The sequence below is a fragment of the Sphingorhabdus sp. M41 genome, from assembly GCF_001586275.1.
GTDB lineage: Bacteria > Pseudomonadota > Alphaproteobacteria > Sphingomonadales > Sphingomonadaceae > Parasphingorhabdus.
Genome location: NZ_CP014545.1, coordinates 448185 through 470287 on the forward strand (window position 1 = coordinate 448185; position 22103 = coordinate 470287).

Genomic DNA, 22103 nt, shown 5'->3' on the forward strand with positions numbered 1-22103 from the left:
TCCTTATTATCGTTAGCACTATCGATAGTGCTATTTCCGATTAATGGCAGAAAACCAACATATGTTGCGTGAAAAACACAGTTTTTCAAATCTGCTATCAAATTGGCTAGCAGAGCCAACAGGGACTCAGGCTTAAGATAAATTCATAACAAGGCGGAGCAAACCGTCGGAATTTTGAAATAGGCACCGGATAAATTTGCCGGGCCAATTTGGGAGAGAGCTATGACCAGACAATCTTCACGCCACAAATCCGCCTTGAAAAATAAGACGAGTAGGTCCCTGTTATTGGGGTCTGTCGCGACCCTGGCCTTTGCTGGTCTTGCCTCACCTGCATCGGCGCAAGGTGCTGATGACGTCGATGAAGCCGCCATAATAACCGTTATCGCGCGAAAACAGACGGAATCATTGCAAGAAGTGCCGGTGACGGTGACCGCGATTGGTGGAGACACGCTGGAGAAATATCAGGTCAATGAAATTGCCGATGTCGTTAGTCGCGTGCCCGCACTCAACGTTCAGGTCGGCGGTTCCGGCTCGGGTGGCCAGATCAGCCTAAGGGGCGTTGGTTCGTCCAATATTTCCGCTTCGTTTGACTCGGCGGTGGCATTTGATTTCGACGGCGTGCAGGTCAGCACGATGCGGATGGTCCAAGCCGGCTTTTTCGACGTCCAGCAGATTGATGTGCTCAAGGGTCCACAATCGCTGTTCTTTGGGAAAAGTGCTTCGGCCGGTGTGTTTGCCATCCGGTCGGCCAACCCGACGCAGGAGTGGGAAATGGCTGGCAAGGCATCCTACGAGTTTGAAGAAAAAGGCTATACGATCGGCGGGCATATTTCCGGCCCGATTAGCGACACGCTCGGCATTCGGGTCGCTGCGCAATATCAGGATATTGAAGATTATGTGAAGCTTGCCCCTGGAACGGCGGCGTTTAATCCGGACGGTAGTATCCGCGATACAAGAGGCCTCAAGAATTTCTTTGGTCGTGTAACGCTGCAGTGGGATCCTTCCGATAATTTCAGCGCCAATTTGAAATTGAATTACGTTAAAAACAAGAATGACGGCGCTGTCGGTCATTCCGACATCAATTGCGGTGCAAATGGTATTGCCGATCCTGTCTATCTGCTTTCAGGCGGTCTCGTCATCCCGTCCAATGCGGACTGTAATGATAGTGACGGTCTTTACCATCACTCCGATGGCGCCCCGGCATTGACCAGCCAGGTTCCGGACGGCTCAGCAGGAAAGCCGCGCTTTGAAAATGGTATTCCCTATGGTGAGACCGATATCTTCTTCGGAAGGCTGAAATGGGATCTGGACCTTTCCGATACGCTGACCTTGTCATCGGTGTCCGGCTATCTGAGCCTCGATGCGGTCGATACGGATTGCTATGCCTATGTCGGTCAGTTTTCGCCGACCAACCCGGCCAATTCAGGCTGCAGCGATCCGCAGAACAAGACCGAGCAATTCACGCAGGAACTGCGTATATCCAGTGATTTTGACGGAATGTTCAACTTCATGGTGGGAGCGTTTTACGAAGATCGGGACATTGATTTCAACACCTCGCAGCAGGGTGTGAATATTTCCTTCGTTGCACCCGATCCGGTAACGGGCAACACTTATGACTGGTTTAAAAAGCAGAATACGAGAACAGAGGCGCTGTCGTTTTTTGCCAGTGCGACCCTGGATCTGACAGAGCGTTTGGAACTGTCTGGTGGCGTGCGTTGGACCGATGAAAAGAAGGTCTCGAGAATTACTGTTCCCTATGTGCATACGTTCCTGTCTGCGACGCCGGCATTTATCAACAGCGGCTTCTTCTCGGGACCTATTACATTCAAGGACTCGAACTTCTCACCGGAAGTCTCGCTCAAATATCAAGCGACGCAGGATATCAATGTCTACGCTGCGTTCAAAACCGGTTTCAAATCGGGCGGCATCGACAATAGCGCGTTACCATCTAACAGCTTGCTGGGCTTCAACGATCCGGATCCCGCCGTTCGAGCCGCAGTTGCTGATGCGCTGAAGTTTAAATCCGAGACCGGCCTCGGTGGTGAAGTGGGCGTAAAAGCGCAATTTGCAGACCGCACAGTTACGTTAAACAGCTCGTTTTTCTACTATGTCTTCGATGATCTGCAGGTGCAAAATTTCGATGCCGCAACCGTCCAGTTCCAGACCTTCAACGCCAGTCAGTTGACCAGCAAGGGCATTGATGTAGAATGGGGATGGCGTACGCCGGTCGAGGGCTTGAACCTGTCTGGTTCACTTGCCTACACGGACGCCAAATTTACCGCTCCGTTTGTGACGACGTCAGGCGAGGACATTGATGGCCGAAGAGCGGCACGCGCACCGAAATTTGCTGCCAACGCTGCTTTTGATTGGTCGGTGCCCATGGGTGACTCGCTGGAACTCGGCTTAAACGGCAATGTGCAATATAGCGGATCCTATTTCACCAATGAAGACTCTGCATCGGACCTGAAGCAGGACAGCTATGTTTCCATTGATGGGTCGATCTCGGTCGGCGATCCGGAGGGTAAATGGAAATTGGCACTGGTTGGTGTGAACCTCACCGATGAAATCTGGATCAATACCAGCGGCGGTCGTCCGTTCCTTGAGCCGGGCGTTGGTGACGATCTCGTCGTTACCCAGAATCGCGGGCGTCAGGTCTTCGTGGAAGCCAGCTTCAAGTTTTGATCAACCTCCCGTTGATCAAGATGGGCCGGGGCAGCGCAAGCTGATCCCGGCCTGTCATTTTTGGTAAGACGATAGCGTCACAGAATAGCGAAAGTGACAGTAGAAGGCACCAATGGACCTGCTAATCGCTTGAAAATAAGGCGGCAAATATAAGGCTGCCAATTTTGGATATACCTCAGGTTCCTAACTGAGGTATTTTTTTTGGAGGTTCTGATGACTACACAATCGACACGTTCTGATAAAATGTTGCCCCGCAAATCCGTTCGCGGATTGCTGATGGGAACTGCAGCGAGCCTGGTCTTTGCCGGTATCGCAGCTCCAGCCTATGCGCAGGACGTCGTCGAATATGATGACAGCAATGTCATTACCGTGATCGCCCGTAAGCAGACCGAAACATTGCAGGAAGTACCTGTAACGGTCACCGCTATCGGAGGCGACACGCTGGAAAAATTTCAGGTCAATGAAATCGCCGACGTGGTCAGCCGTGTGCCTGCGCTGAATGTGCAGGTTGGTGGTTCCGGTTCGGGCGGCCAGATCAGTCTTCGCGGTGTGGGTTCATCCAATATCTCGGCATCGTTCGATTCTGCTGTCGCATTTGATTTCGACGGCGTTCAGGTCAGCACCATGCGCATCGTGCAGGCCGGTTTTTTCGATGTTCAGCAGATTGATGTTCTCAAGGGGCCGCAATCCCTGTTTTTCGGAAAAAGCGCCTCAGCTGGCGTTTTTGCAATCCGTTCTGCCAATCCGACCGCAGACTGGGAAATGGCCGGAAAGGCATCCTATGAGTTCGAAGAAAAGGGCTATACTCTCGGTGGCCATATCTCCGGACCGATCAGTGATACGCTTGGTATTCGCGTAGCCGCGCAATATCAGGATATCGAAGATTATGTGAAGCTTGCGCCAGGGACCCCGGCGTTCAATCCCGACGGAAGCGTGCGGGATTCGCGCGGAATCAGCAATTTCATCAGCCGCGTTACCCTGCAGTGGGATCCGGCGGACAACTTCAACGCCAATTTGAAACTGAACTATGTCAAGAACAAGAGCGACGGAGCCATTGGCCATACTGATGTCAACTGTGGTGCAAATGGCATAGCAGATCCCGTCTATCTGCTTCAGGGGGGACTTGTCATTCCGTCCAATGCAGATTGCAACGACAGCGACGGACTTTATCATACTTCGGATGGGGCCACGGCTCTGGTTTCCAACGTTCCGGCAGGGTCGGGCGGAGATCCGCGCTTTGAAAACGGCGTGCCTTATGGCGAGACCGATATCTTCTTCGGTCGGCTGAAATGGGATCTGGACCTTTCCGATACGCTGACATTATCATCGGTTTCCGGTTATCTTAGCCTCGATTCAATCGATACCGACTGCTATGCCTATGTCGGTGCTTTTGCTCCGGGCGTACCAGGCAATGCGGGTTGCAGTGATCCTGTAAACAAGACGGAACAGTTCACTCAGGAAGTGCGCATTACCAGTGATTTCGACGGCATGTTCAATTTCATGGTCGGTGCATTTTACGAGTCCCGCGACATTGATTTCAACACTTCGCAGCAGGGCGTAAACATCTCCTTTGTCGGACCCGATCCGGTTACCGGATATACTTATGACTGGTATAAAAAGCAGAATACAAAAACCGAAGCGCTATCATTTTTTGCCAGTGCAACACTGGATCTGACAGACCAGCTGCAGGTCTCTGGCGGTGTGCGCTGGACGGATGAAAACAAGACCAGCCGCATTTCCGTGCCTTATGTCCATACCTTCCTGTCATCCGGCCCGGCGTTCATTCCGAGCGGCTTCTTTTCAGGGCCAATTGAGTTCAGCGATGACAATTTTTCTCCGGAGCTTTCGATCCGTTATCAGGCGACTCCGGACATCAATATTTACGGCGCTTTCAAAACCGGTTTCAAATCTGGTGGTATCGACAATAGTGCTCTGCCATCCTCCAGCTTGCTGGGCTTTAATGATCCGGATCCTGCCGTCCGTGCCGCTGTTGCGGATGCGCTGAAATTCAAATCGGAAACCGGTCTCGGCGGTGAAGTCGGCGTCAAAGCGCAGTTTGCCGATCGCACGCTGACCTTGAACACTTCGGTTTTCTATTATGTATTTGATGATCTCCAGGTGCAGAATTTCGATGCCGCAGCGGTTCAGTTTCAAACCTTTAATGCGAGCCAGCTGACCAGCCAAGGTGTCGATGTCGAATGGGGATGGCGCACGCCGGTCGATGGTTTGAATCTCTCTGGTTCGCTGGCCTATACCGATGCTGAGTTCACGGCACCATTTGTGACGACTTCCGGAGAAGACATCAACGGCCGCTCGGCTGCTCGTGCTCCGAAATTTGCCGCCAACGCTGCATTCGACTGGTCTATCCCGATGGGTGACGCCATTGAATTGGGACTGAACGGAAACCTCCAATATAGTGGTTCCTATTTCACCAACGAAGACTCTGTGACCGATCTGAAGCAGGACAGCTATGTATCCATCGATGGTTCGGTCTCGTTCGGTGATCCCGATGGGAAATGGAAACTGTCGCTGGTTGGGGTCAATCTGACCGATGAAATCTGGATCAACACCAGCAGCGGTCGTCCCTTCCTTGAACCGGGCGTTGGTGACGATCTTGTTGTCACACAGAATCGTGGTCGTCAGCTTTTCGTCGAAGCCGCGTTCAAGTTCTGACCAACGCTTCTTAGATTTGGAAAAAGCCGGGACAGCTTGCTGCTCCCGGCTTTTTCTATTGGTGAGGAATGAATAGCCATAATGAGAGTGGCATTGGCCATCGACCGAACGTTAGAAGGCACGGAAAATCTATAAAAGGAGCGGATTAAATGGGACGTCTAGAGGGAAAGAGAGCGGTCATTCTTGGAGCTGCCGGCAAAGACAATATGGGGCAGGTGATTGCCCGGCGTTTTCGCGATGAAGGCGCTGACGTGCTGGTTGCAGGACGCAAGGAAGAGGAACTGAAGCGGTTTGCCGATGAACTCGGCGGACATTATGCGCTTTGCGATCTCACCAATGAAGCGGATATCAAGGCCCTTGCCAAGTCTGCCAAGGATCAGATGGGCGGCGTCGACATCGCGATCAACGCGACCGGTATCGGTTTCCTGAAGCCCTTTCTGGAAAATACCAAAGAAGAGCTGGAAATGATCTCTGCCCTGCAGCTGGTTGGACCGTTTCAATTCTATCAGGAGATGATCAAGGCTATGGAAGATGGCGGATCAATCATCCAGATCAGTTCGGCCACCGCGATGATCATGCTCAACGACCATGCTGCCTATATGGGCACGAAGGCGGCCACCGATCATATCATCCGCTGCGTTGCCCATGAATTTGGCGAGAAGGGCATCCGTGCCAACAGCATTTCTCCCGGCCTCACGCGGACGCCAATGACGGCCGGTGTCGATCAGGTACCCGGACTGGTTGAATCGTTCGAGGCGCGCTATCCGCTCGGCCGGATTGGTACCAGCGAGGATATCGCTGCCGCCGCGGTATTTCTCGCCAGTGACGAATGTTTCATGACCGGCGAGAATCTGCAGGTCAACGGCGGGCTGTGCCTGCGCGGCAATCCGACCCGCAAAGACCAGGAACTGATGATGGGCGCTGTCGCCGCTGCGTCCTGACTCTAGTCTACTGGCTTGAATCGCTTCTGGATGTGCGGCCGGACCTTGAGGAACTGTTGGTACAGGGCTTCAAGGATCGGCAGCACGCCAGGAATGCGGGCGAGCTGACCAAGCGGTCGCATGAGCGGAATGACACGCCACATGGCAGCAAAGGCTGCCGCGCCGGACAATATCTGCCCGTCTTCCGAAGCGTGAAAGCGGGCGAGCATCAATTGCCGGTCGAGCGGGCAGGATGTGACGGGCGTTGCGATGTCGATGAAGGTGACAGCGTCGCGCCGGTCCAGCTTGCGCATCAGGGCAATTTCCCGGATGCACAGCGGGCAGGCTCCGTCATACCAGACGGTTACCTGGCTCATCGATCCTGCTCGTTGCCGAGGCTGTGGGTCATGTCTGTCTCGCTATCATGGCAGCAGACATTTAACCGTCGGGATGCTTCTTCGCCATATGGCCTAAAGGCCTAGCGAGACTAAACGTCCAAGTTGGCAACGTTCAGCGCGTTGTCGACGATGAATTCGCGCCGCGGTTCAACCACTTCACCCATCAGCTTGGTGAAGATATCGTCTGTCACATCGGCCTGTTCGACGGTCACCTGCAACAGCGAGCGCACTTCGGGGTCGAGTGTCGTTTCCCAAAGCTGCTCGGCGTTCATCTCGCCGAGACCCTTGTAGCGGGAAATGGCGAGACCCTTGCGGCCTGCCGCCATGACGGTGTCGAGCAGTTCCGATGGGCGCGTGATCAGCGTGCCCTCAGACCCGATGGCGTCGTCATCTCCGGCTTCCGTGTCGCCAGTGGCCGATTTCACCAGCCGGCTGCCGCTGCCATAGGTTGCGGTTTCTTCCGAGGCGAGGCGATGGAGTTTGCGGGCTTCTGCACTCTCGAGAAATTTCGCTTCGATGATATGGTGATCGGTGACGCCGCGCCAGAAACGCTGGAACAGATAGCCGCCTTCTTCGGAAACCTGACCGGACCAGCGGCCTTCCTCGTCGACCTTGTCCATCCAGGCCGCGGTTGCATCGACGGCGGCTTGCCGTTCCGCATTGCCGTGATCGGGATTGAGAGCGCCTGTGAGGGCCATTCCCTCGACAATGGTGCTGTCGTAGCGCCGCGGCACATAAGCCATCAGGCTGCGCATTCTCCGGGCATGTTCGATCAGGCCGCGCAGATCGTCGCCGCTGCGCGCGCCTTCGCCGGTTTGCAGGATCATGCCGTTCAGGCCGGCCTCGACCAGATATTGGTCGAGCGCATTGTCATCCTTGAGGTAGACTTCGCTCTTGCCCTTGCCGACCTTGTAGAGCGGTGGCTGGGCGATGTAGAGATGACCGTTGAGAATGATCTCCGGCATCTGGCGGTAGAAGAAGGTGAGAAGCAAGGTGCGGATATGTGCGCCGTCGACGTCAGCATCGGTCATGATGACGATCTTGTGATAGCGCAGTTTTTCCAGATTAAAATCGTCACGGCCAATGCCGGTGCCCATTGCCTGGATCAGCGTGCCGACTTCCTTGGACGAGAGCATCCGGTCGAAACGGGCTCGTTCGACATTGAGGATCTTGCCCTTGAGCGGCAGGATCGCCTGATACATGCTGTCGCGGCCCTGTTTGGCCGAGCCGCCAGCGGAGTCCCCTTCCACCAGGAAGAGTTCGCATTTGCTTGCGTCTTTTTCGCGGCAATCGGCGAGCTTGCCGGGCAGGGAAGCAATGTCCATCGCGCCCTTGCGGCGAGTCAGTTCGCGGGCTTTTTTCGCCGCTTCCCGGGCAGCAGCAGCGTCGATCACCTTCTGGATGACCATCGCGGCGTTTTGCGGGTTTTCCTCAAGCCATTCGGCGAGCTTGTCGGCCATCAGGCTTTCCAGCGGCTGACGCACTTCGGAGGAGACCAGCTTGTCCTTGGTCTGTGAACCGAATTTGGGATCGGGCAGCTTGACCGATACGATAGCGGACAGGCCTTCGCGCATGTCGTCGCCGGTCAGCTTGACCTTTTCTTTCTTCAGCGCGCCGGAACTTTCGGCATAATTGTTGAGCGTCCGGGTCAGCGCCGAGCGGAAGGCGGCCAGATGGGTGCCGCCGTCGCGCTGCGGGATATTGTTGGTGAAGCAGAGGACATTTTCATAATAGCTGTCGTTCCACTCGAGCGCGACGTCGATGATGACATCGTCGCGGTCGCCGTGGATGGCGATCGGCTCGGGCACCAGAGGCGTCTTGTTGCGGTCGAGATATTGCACGAAGGCGGCGATTCCGCCTTCGTAGAACAGATCGATTTCCTTCGCCTCTTCGTGCCGCGCGTCGCGCAGGATGATGTGCACGCCGCTGTTGAGGAAGGCGAGTTCGCGGTAGCGGTGCTCGAGCTTCTCGAAATCGAATTCGGTAATCTTGAAGGTTGCGGGAGACGGGAAGAAGGTGACTTTCGTGCCCTTCTTGAAGCCGGTCTTGTTGTCCGCTGGCGGAGCATCGCCGACGATCTTTAGCGGCCGTACGGCATCGCCGAATTCAAAGCGCATATTATGCTCTTTGCCGTCGCGCCAGATATCGAGTTCCAGCCATTCGGACAGCGCATTGACCACCGATACGCCGACGCCGTGGAGACCGCCGGAGACCTTGTAGGCATTGTCGTCGGAGGTATTCTCGAACTTGCCGCCGGCGTGGAGCTGGGTCATGATGACCTCGGCTGCCGAGACGCCTTCCTCGCTGTGCATGCCGGTCGGGATACCGCGGCCATTGTCCTCGACCGAAACGCTGCCATCGGCGTTGAGCGTGATCAGGATCAAGTCGCAATGGCCGGCGAGGGCCTCGTCGATCGCGTTGTCCGATACCTCGAACACCATGTGATGCAGGCCGCTGCCGTCATCGGTGTCGCCGATATACATGCCGGGGCGTTTGCGAACCGCATCGAGGCCCTTGAGAACCTTGATCGAATCCGCGCCATATTCGTTTTGATTGGAAGAATTGGAAGCATCTTCCGGCTTATCGTCATTGCTAATGTCACTCATGCTCCGACCATAGCCGCTGGAGCCGGTAAACCCAAGGAAAATGTCGGATTTTGCGATAATATTATATCAATATATCAACTGCTTAACATATTAGGACAAGCGAGAAAATTTTCTCGCGCGACGACGCGAAGAATGCGAAGAATATGGTGTGAAAATTCCGCTTGAAGAGTTGTCGGCAATGGCCGTGGGATGCGGCTACAAGCTGCATGTCGGTCTCGGTCCGGGACTGCTGGAGAGCGTGTATGAAGCGCTTCTAGCGAAGTCGCTTGCCGATCTGGGCTTGAAAGTTGATCGGCAGAAGCCGATCAGGATCAAATATCAGGATATCTCGCTGGAAGAAGGGTTTCGCGTTGATTTGCTTGTCGAAGACAGATTGCTGATTGAATTGAAATCGACCGAACGGCATATGCCGGTGCATGCCAAGCAGGTGCTTACCTATCTTCGTCTGATGGATTTGCCGCTCGGCCTGTTGATGAACTTCGGTGCACCGACGTTCAAGGCGGGATGCCGGCGCATCGTCAATAAACATACCGACTTCGCTGCTTCGCGCCTTCGCGTGAACCAGCCAAGAAAAGGACACGATTTATGACCAATCCAGCCGATATGGTCCCCTTTGCCAAGACCATGGGCATCACCATCACCGCGATGGACAAGGACAAGGTGCGCGGCGAAATGCTGGTGCGGCCGGAGATCTGCACCGCCGGCAACGGGCGCGGCAGCCCCAGCATCCACGGTGGTGCGGTGATGACCTTTGCCGATGTGCTCGGTGCGTTCGGCGGTTTCGCCAATTTGCCCGAAGGGTCGAACGGCACCACGACATCGGAGAGCAAGACCAATTTCCTGAACGCTGCCCCCGAAGGCTCTATCGTCTATGGCGAGGCCACGCCGTTCAAGGTTGGCCGGCGTCAGTCGGTCTGGCAGACGAAGATCACGCTGGAGGATGGCACGCTGGTGGCGGTGGTGACGCAGACCCAGATTGTGCTGTGAAGGATTGCTATACAATCCGTTCGTCCTGAGCTTGTCGAAGGACGCTGGGGACCGCGCAGGTGCTTCGACAGGCTCAGCACGAACGGCAAGTCGGGGGTTCCGATCGGGTTCAGGGCGAACGGCGGTGGGCCTTAAAGAAATCATTGCGAGCGGGGATGCAGGTCCTTCGACAAGCTCAGGACGAACGGTATGCAGATAAGCTGCGACCGGCGCGGCCTCGAGACTATCCTTGCCCCAATTTATTCGCAGCTTCCCAAAGGCCCCGCTTTTGCGCTAAACCATTGTCATGAACAGAACCCTGCTCGCCGTTTCCCTTCTATGCCTGGCAACCACCGCCTGCTCCGAATCCACCAAGGTCAGCGACGATCTGGCGGAAAGCAGTTCCTATATTGACAACCCGACCGGCCGGACCGAGCGGGTCGAGGGTGATCCGTCGGCCAAGCCGGTGCGCATTGGCGAGGGCGGTCCCCGTTTCGATGCCTGCCAGTCGGTCGGCCAGGTCGGCCGCCATGTCAGCGGCTCGCTACCGGTGCTGAGCGCGCCCTTTGACGCCGCCGAAAAAATCGACAGCCTCTCTGCCGGCCAGACCGTCCATATCTGCACCCGCAGCATCGACCAGCAATGGTTCGGCATCGTCTATGACAAGCCATCCGATCCAGAAGCGAGCACGCCCGTTGATTGTGGCGTATCCTCCCCGGTGCGCGCCAAGCGCAATTATGACGGTCCGTGCAAGAGTGGCTGGGTTGAGAGCATTTATGTGGTGCTGGTGGCTGGATAGCCGCTCGCCGGGATATTATAGCGGTCCATGGCGATATTTCCCGATCGCCCGATGGTCTTGGCCAGCTTTGGTAAATGGTTTGAAAAGGCCGCGAATTGTGACTCGCTTATTATAAATGCTGCGTGGGTCACACGCGCCTTGCTGTGGCTCGGCTGCCCAGCTGATCCAGCGCATCCTCGTTTTTGCGCGCCCAATCGTAGAGCAGCTCGACCGGCTCGACCAGGCGAAGTCCCAGCGGCGTCAACCGATATTCCACCGCTGGTGGAACGACATTCTGGACATGCCGCGTGATCAGGCCAATCGCCTCCATGTCTCGCAGCGTCTGCGTCAGCATTTTCTTGGAGATGCCAGGCAGGCTCCGCTGGAGGACGCCCGGTCTTGCTGCATCCTGGTGCCGCACGTGCAGGCAATGCAGCACCATGCTGGTCCATTTTGTTGCAAAGAGTGCCAGTACGCGCCTCGGCGCACAATCCTCGCGCCACTCTTCTTCCTGTGATCCTGGTTGCATTCGTGGTTACCTTTTGGTGCCTATGATCCTGTTTGGTACCGTCTAGAAGTTCAGGGCCACATTTCCTAGCTGGTAGATTGACAGTAATTTACGGAGAAGAACATGACCAAAACAGCTTTGATAGCGGGCGCCAGTGGAATCAACGGGAGCGCTGTAGCCGCGCTGTTGGTCAAACAGGGCTGGACCGTCCACGGCCTGTCGCGATCGCCGACCGGTCAAGCCGGCGTGCTGCCGGTATCGGCAGACCTTCAGGATGCCAAGGCTACCGCTGCCGCCTTGAAGGATATCCAGCCCGACGCGGTGTTCATCAGCACCTGGGCGCGGCAGGACAGCGAAGCGGAAAATATCCGGGTCAATGCGGCGATGGTGCGCAATCTGCTCGATGGGCTGCCAAAGCCGACGGGTCCCCGGCACGTGGCGCTGGTCACCGGGCTGAAACATTATCTTGGGCCGTTTGATGCCTATGGCAAGGGTGTGCTGCCGCAGACGCCGTTTCGCGAAGAGCAGGGCCGTCTGGATGTCGAGAATTTCTATTATGCACAGGAGGACGAACTGTTTGCCGCCGCTCAACGGGATGGTTTCAGCTGGAGCGTCCATCGTCCGCATACGGTGATTGGCAAAGCGGTCGGCAATGCGATGAACATGGGCACCACGCTGGCCGCCTATGCAACTTTGTGCCGCGAGACCGGCCGTGACTTTCTGTTTCCCGGATCGGCGGCGCAATGGACCAGCCTGACCGACATGACCGACGCCGGGCTGCTCGCCGAGCATCTGCTGTGGGCAACCGAAACCGAAGCGGCGCACAACGAGGATTTCAACGTCGTCAATGGCGATATTTTCCGCTGGCAGTGGATGTGGGATCGGATCGCCGACTGGTTCGGGATCGAGGCGGTGCCGTTCGACGGCACCGAGCGCCCGCTGGAGCAGCAGATGGCGGAGGATGCACCGCTCTGGCGCAAGCTGGCCGAACGCGAAGGTCTGGCCGAAAGCGACCTCGGCCGCCTGGCCTCGCCCTGGCACACAGATGCGGATCTGGGCCGGCCGATCGAAGTGGTGACCGATATGAGCAAAAGCCGGCGGCTTGGGTTCACGGGCTACAAGCCTACCGACGATGCCTTTTTCGAGCTGTTCGAACAATTGCGGGCGGACAGGCTGATTCCTTAGGACACGGCGGCTTTTCGGGGGCTGGGCTGAACAGCTAATATTCTGTTATGGACAAGCGGGAGTGATTTTCACGCGAAGACGCAAAGACGCGAAGGGTGATGGTTATCGACGACGCGGTGGAGGCCTATCGTGAATGCTGGCGCGCATAAATTCAACTGTGTGGACAGATCATCGTCATTGCGAAGATCGCAGCGACGCGGCAAATCCAGAGCGTCTCGCCGCGATCGTCAGCGCGTGCCGCCCGGTATTGCCACGCTGCGCTCGCAATGACGTTATTGGCGCTGGGGTGCAAAATCCTCGACTTCACTGCCCCGATCACCGACCCCTTCGCGCCTTTGCGTCTTCGCGTGAAAATTGTCTCCACCTGTTCAAAAGAACAAACCGCGCCGAAAGCGATTGCATCTCAAGCCGATATGCGGAATTAATCGCTTGATGAAACATATAGAACCCGCCCGCTATCTCGAGCAGCCGTTCGGCCATCTCGCTGATCTGATCAACGCCCATGCGGTCAACCAGCCCGACCGGATCGCGCTGGATGACAGTGTGGAAAAGCTGAGCTGGGCCGAGACCGCGGCGCAGGTCAACCGGATTGCGGCGCAGTTGCAGGCGGATGGATTGCAAAAGGGGCAGGCGGTTGCGATCCTCGGGACCACCACGGTTCGCTATGCGCTCGCCTATCTCGGGGCGATTGTTGCGGGCGGTTGCGCGGCGCCGCTGACGACTTCGGCGACGCCGAAGCAGCTGGCGAACATGATGCGCGACAGCGGCGCGATGCATCTGTTTATCGATAGCGCCAAGCGCGCGGAGCTGCTGGAGAGCGGAGAGAAATTGCCCGCGCTCAAACATGTCATGCTGGATCGGGCAGCGGACGACGCACCAATGATCCTGGACTGGATGGCGGCAAAAGGTGCGACGCCAGAGGATTTGGGCGTCGGTCCAAAAGACCCTTATAATATCATCTATTCCAGCGGCACCACCGGCACGCCCAAGGGCATTGTCCACAGCCGCCAGATGCGCTGGTATCATGCGGCGGTCGGAGAGGCGACCGGATACGGCAAGCCCGGTCAGGTCACATTGCTGTCGACGCCGCTCTATTCGAACACGACGCTGGCGCTGTTTACGCCGACCATTGCCTATGGCGGGACGATTGTTTTGATGGGCAAGTTTGATTGCCAGCGCTGGCTCGAACTGGCGCAGGAGCATCGCGCCAGCCATACGATGCTGGTGCCTGTCCAATATCAGCGGCTGATGGATTTTGAAGGCTTTGACGATTATGATCTGGGCAGCCTGACCCATAAATATTGCACCAGCGCGCCTTTCTCGGCGGAGCTGAAGGCGGAAGTGCTCAAACGCATGCCCGGTGGCCTGATCGAGATCTATTCGATGACCGAGGGCGGTGTGGTCTGCCTGTTGCTGTGCCACGAGCATCCTGACAAGCTGCACACGGTCGGCATCGCCTGGGGCGGCAGCGAGGTGATTACGATCGACGAGCAGCTTAACCGGCTTCCGGCGGGCGAAATGGGCGAGCTGGTCGGACGGTCGCAGACGATGATGTCAGGCTACAAGAACCAGCCTGAAAAAACCGAGGAAGCTAGCTGGTATGACGAAAAGGGCGACCGCTGGCAGCGGATGGGCGATATCGGCAAGGTCGACGAGGATGGTTTCATCACATTGATGGGCCGGACCAAGGACATGATCATTTCCGGCGGTTTCAATATCTATCCGCGCGATCTGGAAGAAGCGCTGATGGCGCAGCCCGGCGTGGCCGACGCTGCGGTCATCGGTGTGGCCTCACGGCTATGGGGTGAGACGCCGGTTGGTTTTGTTGTCGCTGATGCCGGTGTGACGCTGGACCTGGAGGCACTGAAGGCAGCGACCAATGCCAATCTCGGCAAGACGCAGCGGGTGTCGGAGCTGCGGCTGATCGACGAACTGCCGCGCAGCCATATCGGCAAGATATTGAAAACCGAGCTGCGGGATATGGTCGAGGCAACCTAGTTTGCGAAGAGGTGTTATCAATCCATGTTGATAACCTTTCTTGTCGTGGCGGTGGTTTCGGCGGCGCTTATAGCGGGCGCTCTCTGGGGGATTTACGGCAAATTATCGAGCCAGACCGAAGGTTTCGTCATTGCGCTGGCTGGCGGTGCGCTGATCGTCTCGCTGGTCAGCGAGATGATCGAACCTGCCATTGCGCAAAGCAATCTGTGGGTCGGGCTGGGCGCGGTCGCCGCCGGGGCGGCGGTATTCTCCGGGGTCGATTACTGGATCGACGAAAAATGGGGAGCGGATGGCGGTGGCGGTTTGCTGGCTGCGATCACGCTGGACGGCGTGCCGGAAAATCTGGCGCTCGGGGTGGCGCTGATCGGCGCGGCGCCGATCGAAGTAGCGGCGCTGGCTGGATCGATCCTGCTCTCCAACCTGCCGGAAGCGGCTGGCGGGGCCAAGCAGATGGTCGGTAACGGGCTGTCCAAGGGCAAGACGCTGGGGCTTTGGGCATTGACTGCATTGTTATTGTCCGCCGCAGCGATCATCGGATATTTTGCTCTGGAAGGTGTTTCTCCGCACGTGCTGGCGGCGACCCGCTGTTTCGCCGCCGGCGCGGTGGTCGCCTCGCTAGCGACCGAGGTTTTCCCCAAGGCCTATAAGGAGGATCATCATATGGCCGGTGTCGCGACCGCGATCGGGGTGATCCTGGCGGTCTTTCTGGGCGAGCTTGCCACGGCCTGAGATGGGCCGGATTTTGCGCCGACAGGCGACAAAGGCACTGGACTCGAATGGGGCGGCCCACTAAGCGCCTAAGCCATGTCCATAGCTCATGAAGAAACCATCCTGATCGTCGATTTCGGCTCTCAGGTCACGCAGCTTATCGCCCGCCGGGTGCGCGAGGCGGGAGTCTATTCGGAGATTGCTCCGTTCCATATGGCGGAAGAGGCCTTCCACCGGCTGAAACCCAAGGGGATCATCCTGTCTGGATCGCCCGCTGGGGTGCCCGACGAAGGCAGCCCGCGCGCGCCGGATGTGATTTTCGAAAGCGGCCTGCCGATCCTCGGCATCTGCTATGGCCAGCAGGTGATGACGCACCAGCTGGGCGGCACGGTGGAATCGGGTTCGGGCGGCGACTTTGGTGGAGAATTTGGCCGCGCCTTTATCGAAATCAGCGAAGAATGCGTGTTGTTCGACGGCCTGTGGCAGGTTGGCGAGAAACATCAGGTGTGGATGAGCCACGGCGACAAGGTCACCGAATTCGCGCCGGGCTTCCGGATCGTCGCGACCACCGAAGGCGCGCCCTTCGCGCTGATCGCTGACGACGAGCGGCGCTATTATGGCACGCAATTCCACCCCGAGGTCGTGCACACGCCAGACGGCGGCAAGATGATCGCCAATTTCGTCCGCCATGTCTGCGGCTGTGCCGGCGACTGGACGATGGCGGAATATAAAGACGCCAAGATCGCCGAAATCCGGGAGCAGGTCGGCGACAAGAAAGTCATTTGCGGCTTGTCCGGTGGCGTCGACAGTTCGGTCGCGGCGATCCTGATCCACGAAGCAATTGGCGACCAGCTGACCTGCGTCTTTGTCGACCATGGCCTGCTGCGGATGAACGAGCGCGAGCAGGTCGAGACCCTGTTCCGCGACCATTATAATATACCGCTGGTGGTGGTTGATGCCGAGGACCGTTTCATGGCCGGCCTTGCCGGTGTCACCGACCCGGAGAAGAAACGCAAATTCATTGGCGGCGAATTTATCGAAGTGTTTGACGAGGAATCGGCGCGGGTTGGTGGTGCCGATTTTCTGGCACAGGGAACGCTCTATCCCGATGTGATCGAGAGCGTCTCGTTCACCGGCGGGCCGAGCGTGACGATCAAGTCGCACCATAATGTCGGCGGACTTCCGGAACGCATGAACATGAAGCTGGTCGAGCCGTTGCGCGAATTGTTCAAGGACGAAGTCCGCGATCTCGGGCGCGAACTGGGCCTGAACGACCAGTTTGTCGGACGCCACCCGTTCCCCGGCCCGGGGCTGGCGATCCGCATTCCCGGCGAAGTGACCAAGGAACGCTGCGATATCCTGCGCAAGGCTGACGCGATCTATCTCGAGGAAATCCGCAATGCCGGCCTGTACGACGCGATCTGGCAGGCCTTCGCCGTATTGCTCCCGGTCAAAACCGTCGGCGTGATGGGCGACCAGCGCACCTACGATAACGTTTGCGGCCTGCGCGCCGTCACCAGCACCGACGGCATGACCGCCGACGTCTACCCCTTCGACGCCAGCTTCCTGACTCGCGTATCGACGCGGATCGTCAACGAGGTCAAGGGGATCAACCGGGTGGTCTATGATTATACCAGCAAGCCGCCTGGGACTATTGAGTGGGAGTGACGCGGTTAACAGCAAATGCGCGGGGCGCATTTGCCCGCGTCGCTCGGCATCGCAAGATGCCGCATGGTGGAGAGCGATAGTCCGAATTATTCGGCGACGTGAGGAGCTGCTGAGCCGGTCACCGACTTTGTGACTACCTCGGTCCTTCGACAAGCTCAGGACGAACGGGGTTTTTCGGCGCTGGTTTTTTAACACTTTAGGCCAATCACCCTCTTCCGTTCGTCCTGAGCTTGTCGAAGGACGGGTGCGTGCTATCGTGGGGCCATGGCATTCTGGACTTATATGCTGAAATGCGCGGACGGGCATTATTATGTCGGGCACAGCGATAATCTTGAGGCCCGCATCGCCGCCCATCAGTCCGGAGTCATTGGCGGCTATACCCACAGCCGGCGGCCGGTGGAACTGGTCTGGTGCGAAACATTCGGAACTCGCGAAGAAGCCATTGCGGCGGAGCGCCAGATCAAGGGCTGGTCGCGCGCGAAAAAGCGGGCGTTGATTGTCGGGGACTGGGATTTGATGTCGGTATTGGCCCGGTGTCGGGCGGGCGGGTAGATTGTGTGAATTCGTACTTCGACAAGCTCAGCACGAACGGAATATTGCACCGTTACGCCTTTGCTCTTGGGGCCGATCACCCCTCTACCGTTCGTCCTGAGCCTGTCGAAGGGCGGGTGCGCGCTATGCTAACTCTGTGAGATCGGGCCAGGCCTCTGAATCAAGTGTCAGGCGACAATGGTGAATGCCTCGGTCCTTCGACAGGCTCAGGACGAACGGGTCTTTTTGCGATTTTGCTTTTTTTGGCTCAGCTGTAACGGATAAAGCCGGTCGACCGCCACCCGTCGCAATCAATCGTCAAGACCGCTTTCCCACACAATCTTTTCGTTGTGCAGTCCCACGCCGAGCTCCTCTGCCTTGCGCCCTCAAAAGCGCTTGCGCTGTTCAGCCGTGCCGGATCGGGCGGCGTCAAACAGATGGTCGATAGAGGTTTCCTGTTCTCCGGCGCCTAGCGATCGAGTCGTCAGCTCGGCCTCTCGGTTGATGGATTTCACGCGTTCATCTTCAACCGTGACCATCTTTTTCATGGTATCAAAATGGTGTCAAGATTACCAATTTGCAAGATAGGCAGCAAGGTCTCCGGGTTTATGACACGGGCATATGTTGACCATCTGCTGCGCTCATACTAAGCCCAGTTTAATCAAACAATTAAATTCAGGAGAGACCCGTCATGAAAGCCATCCAACTGCACGCTCCCGCATCGCTCGACAATCTGAAGCTGGTCGATCTGACCGATCCGGCGGCGCCCGGACCCGGCGAGATCGCGGTGCGGCTGCGCGCTTCCAGCCTCAATTTTCATGATTATGCGGTGGTCAAGGGGATGATCCCGACCGCCGAAAACCGCATTCCGATGTCCGATGGGGCGGGCGAGGTCACCGCGGTGGGCGAGGGCGTCAGCGAATTTGCAGTGGGCGATATGGTGGTTTCGACTTTTTTCCCGGAATGGATCGATGGGGCGCCGCCCGAAGGCGGCTTTGTGCGGGTACCCGGCGACGGGATTGACGGCTATGCGGTCGAGCAGGCGGTTGGCGCGGCCACGTCCTGGACCAAGGCACCAAAGGGCTTCAGCGCTGCCGAGGCTGCGACCCTGACTTGTGCCGGGCTTACCGCCTGGCGCGCGCTGTTTGTCGATGGCTGCGTGAAGCCGGGCGACACGGTGCTGGTGCAGGGTACTGGCGGCGTCTCGATCTTCGCGCTGCAATTTGCCAAGGCGGCTGGCGCGACGGTGATCGCGACGTCTTCGTCCAACGACAAGCTGAAGCGGCTGAAGGAACTCGGCGCTGACCATCTGATCAATTACAAGGAAGTCGAAGCCTGGGGGCCGAAGGTGCTTGAACTGACCGGCGGCAAGGGCGTTGATTGCGTTGTGGAAATCGGCGGACCGGGCACGCTCGACCAGTCGATGATGGCAACGCGGATCGGCGGCCATATTGCCCTGATCGGCGTGCTCACCGGCTTTGCCGGACCCGTGCAGACCGGGCTGCTGATGGCGAAGAACCTGCGCGTGCAGGGGCTGACCGTGGGCAGCCGGGCCCAGCAGCTCGACATGATCGCGGCGATCGAGGCCAATGGTCTCAAGCCTGTGCTCGACAAGCATTTCCCGCTCGCGGATCTGGCCGATGCCTTCCGCCACCAGGAATCGGGCAAGCATTTCGGCAAGATTGTCGTCGATATCTGAAGCAGCCTGGCGTGCGAAAGGAAACATGAATGATCAAGGGAAGCTGTCTTTGCGGATCGGTCACATATGAAGCGGATTGCGACAATGGCCCGATCATCCATTGTCATTGTCAGACCTGCCGAAAAGCCCATAGCGCCGCCTTTTCCAGCGTCATGCCGATCGCGCATGACGCTTTCAGGTGGACCAGCGGAGAGGAGCTTCTGAACAGTTTCGAATCGTCGCCGGGGAAGATCCGCTATTTCTGCACACGCTGTGGATCGCAGCTGATTGCGGAACGGCGGGAAGCGAATATGGTGATGCTCAGAATGGGCTGTGTCGATACGGAGATAAGCCAAAGGCCCGACGCCCATATCTGGCGTTCGGATGGCGCGCCATGGTATGATCCGGACCATGACATCCGCCAATTGGCGGAAGGCTATGCTAGGGCTTAGCACCGCGATGCAGATTTCTACCGCCAAAGAGTCCGATAGGGATGGCGTTATCGCGCTCTGGGAAGCCTGTGAACTCACGCGTCCGTGGAATGATCCGGCGGCGGATTATCGTCTGGCCATGGCGAACGAGACATCGGCGATATTGCTTGCCCATATAGAAGGTGAGCTGGTTGCCAGCGTCATGACGGGATTTGATGGCCATCGCGGCTGGGTCTATTATCTTGCGGTCGCTCCGGCTTCCCGGAAACGGGGCCTTGGCAGGACGATGATGGAAGCCGCCGAGCAATGGTTGCGCGAACGCAAGGCACCGAAAATCCAGCTGATGGTGCGGGATGATAACGACACCGCTATCGGTTTCTACAAGGCGCTCGGATATGATGTGCAGCCGGTGGTGACCATTGGTCGCAGGCTGGACTGATCGATCAGAGCGGGCGGGGACCATCAACCGTCACCGGACAGCCGGGATCGGAGCCTTGCTCCCGGCAAGCGGCTCGGCCATATTTCAGTGATGCCACCAGACTCAGGTCCCGATCATCGCACGGCCATATTGCGCCGGATGCAGAATAAGCTGGTCGAGCAATTTGGCCGGGTGGTTGAGGCTGATGATACGCGTCGTGATCCCATGTGGACTCTGGTGCAAGGTGTTATCGGGGCGCGCGCAAAAACCGCCGTATCCAATGACAATACCGATCGATTGATCGCTGCCTACGGGTCGTGGGAGCGCGTCGCAGAGGCACCGATTGAGGAATTGAGGGACCAGCTGCAAACCGCCACATTTCCGGCGATGGCGGCAGAGCGGCTAAAGGCCTGCCTGAATGCAATTATCGCCCAGTGTGGCAAGGCCAGTCTGGATCATCTTGAATCCATGGACACGGCGGATGCCATGGACTGGCTGGAAACATTGCCGGGGATTGCGCGAAAGATCAGCGCCGGGATCATGAACACCAGCCATTTCAATCGCAAGGCGCTGGTGCTGGATTCCGGCCATCGCCGGGTGGTGCAGCGCATGGGGCTGGTCCGGCCGAAGGCTGATGCGAGGCGGGCCTATGATGAACTGATGCCGGTGATACCGCCAGAATGGACGGCGGAAGATCTGGATGAGCACCATATGTTGGGAAAACGCCTCGCCCAGACTTTTTGTCGGCCGAAACGGCCAAATTGCTCATCCTGTCCGGTGCGGGTCGATTGCGAGACGGGGTCGGCCTCATGATAAGTGATCATCAGGTCGAAACCGTATATCGGCGCCTGTCGGAGGCCATGCCGGGCCGCACGAAAGACGCCAAGGGACCCAAAGGCCAGCCCGACGCCTTCCGGTCCTGCATATCTTGTATGCTCTCGGCCCAGTCGCTGGACCGCAATACCGCCGAGGCCGCGCGCGCTTTGTTCGAACTCGCGCAAACCCCGGAAGACATGCTGGAGCTGGACGATCGCGATATTGCCGCAGCGATCAAACCGTGCGGGCTTTATAATATGAAAACCCGCAATATCCGGAATTTCTGCGAGCATTTGCTGGCCGAACATGGCGGTGTCGTCCCGAACAGCCGGGAAGGTCTATTGTCGATGCCGGGCATCGGCCGCAAATGCGCGGATATCGTTATGAGCTTTACCTTTGGTGCCGATGTGATCGCCGTGGACACGCATGTACACCGTGTTTGCAACCGCATTGGCCTGACCGATGCGAAGACCGCCGACAAGACTGCCCAGCAGCTGGAAGCGCGCAGCCCCGATTGGGCCTTGCGCGACGGTCATTTCTGGCTAATTCAGTTCGGGAAGCGAATCTGCACTTCCCGGAACCCGAAATGTGACCGATGTCCGGTAAATGACATCTGTCTCTGGCTCGAAGCGCAGCAGAAACAGGACCAGACGCATGAGTAACGAAACCAAAATGTACGGCATCTCCAATTGCGACACCGTCAAGAAGGCGCGCAACTGGATGGAGCGTAACGGCATCAACTATGTCTTTCACGACTATAAGAAGTCCGGAATCACCAGGGAAAAGCTTGAAATGTGGGTAATGATGGTTGGCTGGGAAGCGCTGGTCAACAAGCGCGGCACCACTTTTCGCAAGCTGCCCGACATGGTGAAGGAAAATATCGGCGATGATACAGCGGTTATGGTGATGGCAGAAAACCCCAGCATGATCAAACGGCCGGTACTGGAACATGGCGACGAACTGGTCGTCGGATTCAAGGCATCGGAATATGAAGCCGTGGGGCTGACTGCGCGCAATAGCTGATAATATCGGGTGGGTGGACTGGCGGTGATTGTCCCGCATATCCGCCTCTTCAGCCACCCCAATGGCCGTATCGCTTCTCGAACCCGCATATTCTATCTCGTCATATCAAATCCGGT

General features: G+C 57.4%; 21 protein-coding genes. 17 read left to right on the plus strand and 4 right to left on the minus strand.

Annotated elements, in window-relative coordinates:
• Positions 1–222 precede the first annotated feature (222 nt).
• From AZE99_RS02225 to AZE99_RS02235, 3 genes are all read left to right on the plus strand, one after another.
• Entirely contained in the window at positions 223–2682 is a 2460-nt protein-coding gene (locus AZE99_RS02225; RefSeq protein ID WP_082788196.1) for a TonB-dependent receptor, read from the plus strand.
• Between the two features lie 213 nt (positions 2683–2895).
• Positions 2896–5355, plus strand: coding sequence for a TonB-dependent receptor (locus AZE99_RS02230; RefSeq protein WP_156472060.1), 2460 nt, complete (start codon positions 2896–2898; stop codon positions 5353–5355).
• Between the two features lie 149 nt (positions 5356–5504).
• Positions 5505–6296 (plus strand): SDR family oxidoreductase, encoded by a 792-nt coding sequence (locus AZE99_RS02235; RefSeq protein WP_067197728.1) that lies wholly within the window; start codon positions 5505–5507, stop codon positions 6294–6296.
• Between the two features lie 2 nt (positions 6297–6298).
• Here the strand turns inward: AZE99_RS02235 and AZE99_RS02240 are convergent, their stop codons facing one another.
• Both AZE99_RS02240 and gyrB read right to left on the minus strand, forming a co-directional pair.
• Positions 6299–6652: a thiol-disulfide oxidoreductase DCC family protein gene (locus AZE99_RS02240; RefSeq protein WP_067197729.1), complete on the minus strand. Its 354-nt coding sequence runs from the start codon at positions 6650–6652 to the stop codon at positions 6299–6301.
• A gap of 110 nt (positions 6653–6762) precedes the next feature.
• Positions 6763–9279, minus strand: a complete 2517-nt coding sequence (gene gyrB / locus AZE99_RS02245; protein ID WP_067197731.1) for a DNA topoisomerase (ATP-hydrolyzing) subunit B — start codon at positions 9277–9279, stop codon at positions 6763–6765.
• A 148-nt stretch (positions 9280–9427) separates the two neighbouring features.
• Between gyrB and AZE99_RS02250 the strand changes: the two genes are divergently transcribed.
• The 3 genes from AZE99_RS02250 (at position 9428) to AZE99_RS02260 (ending at position 11044) form a co-directional block, all read left to right on the plus strand.
• Positions 9428–9868, plus strand: a complete 441-nt coding sequence (locus AZE99_RS02250) for a GxxExxY protein (RefSeq protein ID WP_231862672.1) — start codon at positions 9428–9430, stop codon at positions 9866–9868.
• Complete coding sequence (locus AZE99_RS02255; protein ID WP_067197736.1) at positions 9865–10266, plus strand: PaaI family thioesterase; 402 nt, start codon at positions 9865–9867, stop codon at positions 10264–10266. Before AZE99_RS02250 ends, AZE99_RS02255 begins: the two co-directional genes overlap by 4 nt.
• Positions 10267–10552: 286 nt before the next feature.
• On the plus strand, positions 10553–11044 hold the full coding sequence (locus tag AZE99_RS02260) for a hypothetical protein (protein ID WP_067197737.1): 492 nt from the start codon (positions 10553–10555) through the stop codon (positions 11042–11044).
• A 127-nt stretch (positions 11045–11171) separates the two neighbouring features.
• Here the strand turns inward: AZE99_RS02260 and AZE99_RS02265 are convergent, their stop codons facing one another.
• Entirely contained in the window at positions 11172–11552 is a 381-nt protein-coding gene (locus AZE99_RS02265; RefSeq protein ID WP_067197741.1) for a winged helix-turn-helix transcriptional regulator, read from the minus strand.
• Positions 11553–11654: 102 nt separating this feature from the next.
• On the opposite strand from AZE99_RS02265, the gene AZE99_RS02270 reads away from it, so the two are divergent.
• The 5 genes from AZE99_RS02270 to AZE99_RS02290 all read left to right on the plus strand — a co-directional run bounded on the left by AZE99_RS02270 (position 11655) and on the right by AZE99_RS02290 (position 17642).
• The gene (locus AZE99_RS02270; RefSeq protein ID WP_067197743.1) at positions 11655–12716 is read left to right on the plus strand and encodes an SDR family oxidoreductase; all 1062 of its coding nucleotides are present in this window, start codon (positions 11655–11657) and stop codon (positions 12714–12716) included.
• A 432-nt stretch (positions 12717–13148) separates the two neighbouring features.
• Positions 13149–14714 carry a class I adenylate-forming enzyme family protein gene (locus AZE99_RS02275; RefSeq protein WP_067197747.1) on the plus strand — a complete coding sequence of 522 codons (1566 nt, stop codon included), beginning with the start codon at positions 13149–13151 and terminating at the stop codon, positions 14712–14714.
• Between the two features lie 24 nt (positions 14715–14738).
• A complete protein-coding gene (locus tag AZE99_RS02280; RefSeq protein WP_067197749.1) occupies positions 14739–15443 on the plus strand; it encodes a ZIP family metal transporter in 705 nt (234 codons plus the stop codon).
• 75 nt (positions 15444–15518) lie between these two features.
• On the plus strand, positions 15519–17090 hold the full coding sequence (gene guaA / locus AZE99_RS02285; RefSeq protein ID WP_067197751.1) for a glutamine-hydrolyzing GMP synthase: 1572 nt from the start codon (positions 15519–15521) through the stop codon (positions 17088–17090).
• Positions 17091–17354: 264 nt separating this feature from the next.
• Positions 17355–17642, plus strand: a complete 288-nt coding sequence (locus AZE99_RS02290) for a GIY-YIG nuclease family protein (RefSeq protein WP_067197753.1) — start codon at positions 17355–17357, stop codon at positions 17640–17642.
• 365 nt (positions 17643–18007) lie between these two features.
• Here AZE99_RS02290 and AZE99_RS16045 read toward each other — a convergent pair whose 3' ends face one another.
• Positions 18008–18169: a hypothetical protein gene (locus tag AZE99_RS16045; protein ID WP_156472062.1), complete on the minus strand. Its 162-nt coding sequence runs from the start codon at positions 18167–18169 to the stop codon at positions 18008–18010.
• A gap of 143 nt (positions 18170–18312) precedes the next feature.
• On the opposite strand from AZE99_RS16045, the gene AZE99_RS02295 reads away from it, so the two are divergent.
• The 6 genes from AZE99_RS02295 to AZE99_RS02320 all read left to right on the plus strand — a co-directional run bounded on the left by AZE99_RS02295 (position 18313) and on the right by AZE99_RS02320 (position 21987).
• On the plus strand, positions 18313–19320 hold the full coding sequence (locus AZE99_RS02295; RefSeq protein ID WP_067197754.1) for a zinc-dependent alcohol dehydrogenase family protein: 1008 nt from the start codon (positions 18313–18315) through the stop codon (positions 19318–19320).
• Positions 19321–19349: 29 nt separating this feature from the next.
• Positions 19350–19751, plus strand: coding sequence for a GFA family protein (locus tag AZE99_RS02300; protein ID WP_067197756.1), 402 nt, complete (start codon positions 19350–19352; stop codon positions 19749–19751).
• Positions 19738–20169: a GNAT family acetyltransferase gene (locus AZE99_RS02305; protein ID WP_067197758.1), complete on the plus strand. Its 432-nt coding sequence runs from the start codon at positions 19738–19740 to the stop codon at positions 20167–20169. The genes AZE99_RS02300 and AZE99_RS02305 overlap by 14 nt, the downstream gene beginning before the upstream one ends.
• Positions 20170–20259: 90 nt before the next feature.
• On the plus strand, positions 20260–20961 hold the full coding sequence (locus AZE99_RS02310) for an endonuclease III domain-containing protein (protein WP_067197760.1): 702 nt from the start codon (positions 20260–20262) through the stop codon (positions 20959–20961).
• Complete coding sequence (locus tag AZE99_RS02315; protein ID WP_067197761.1) at positions 20958–21626, plus strand: endonuclease III domain-containing protein; 669 nt, start codon at positions 20958–20960, stop codon at positions 21624–21626. The genes AZE99_RS02310 and AZE99_RS02315 overlap by 4 nt, the downstream gene beginning before the upstream one ends.
• Positions 21619–21987, plus strand: coding sequence for an ArsC family reductase (locus tag AZE99_RS02320; protein WP_067197762.1), 369 nt, complete (start codon positions 21619–21621; stop codon positions 21985–21987). The genes AZE99_RS02315 and AZE99_RS02320 overlap by 8 nt, the downstream gene beginning before the upstream one ends.
• Positions 21988–22103 lie beyond the last annotated feature (116 nt).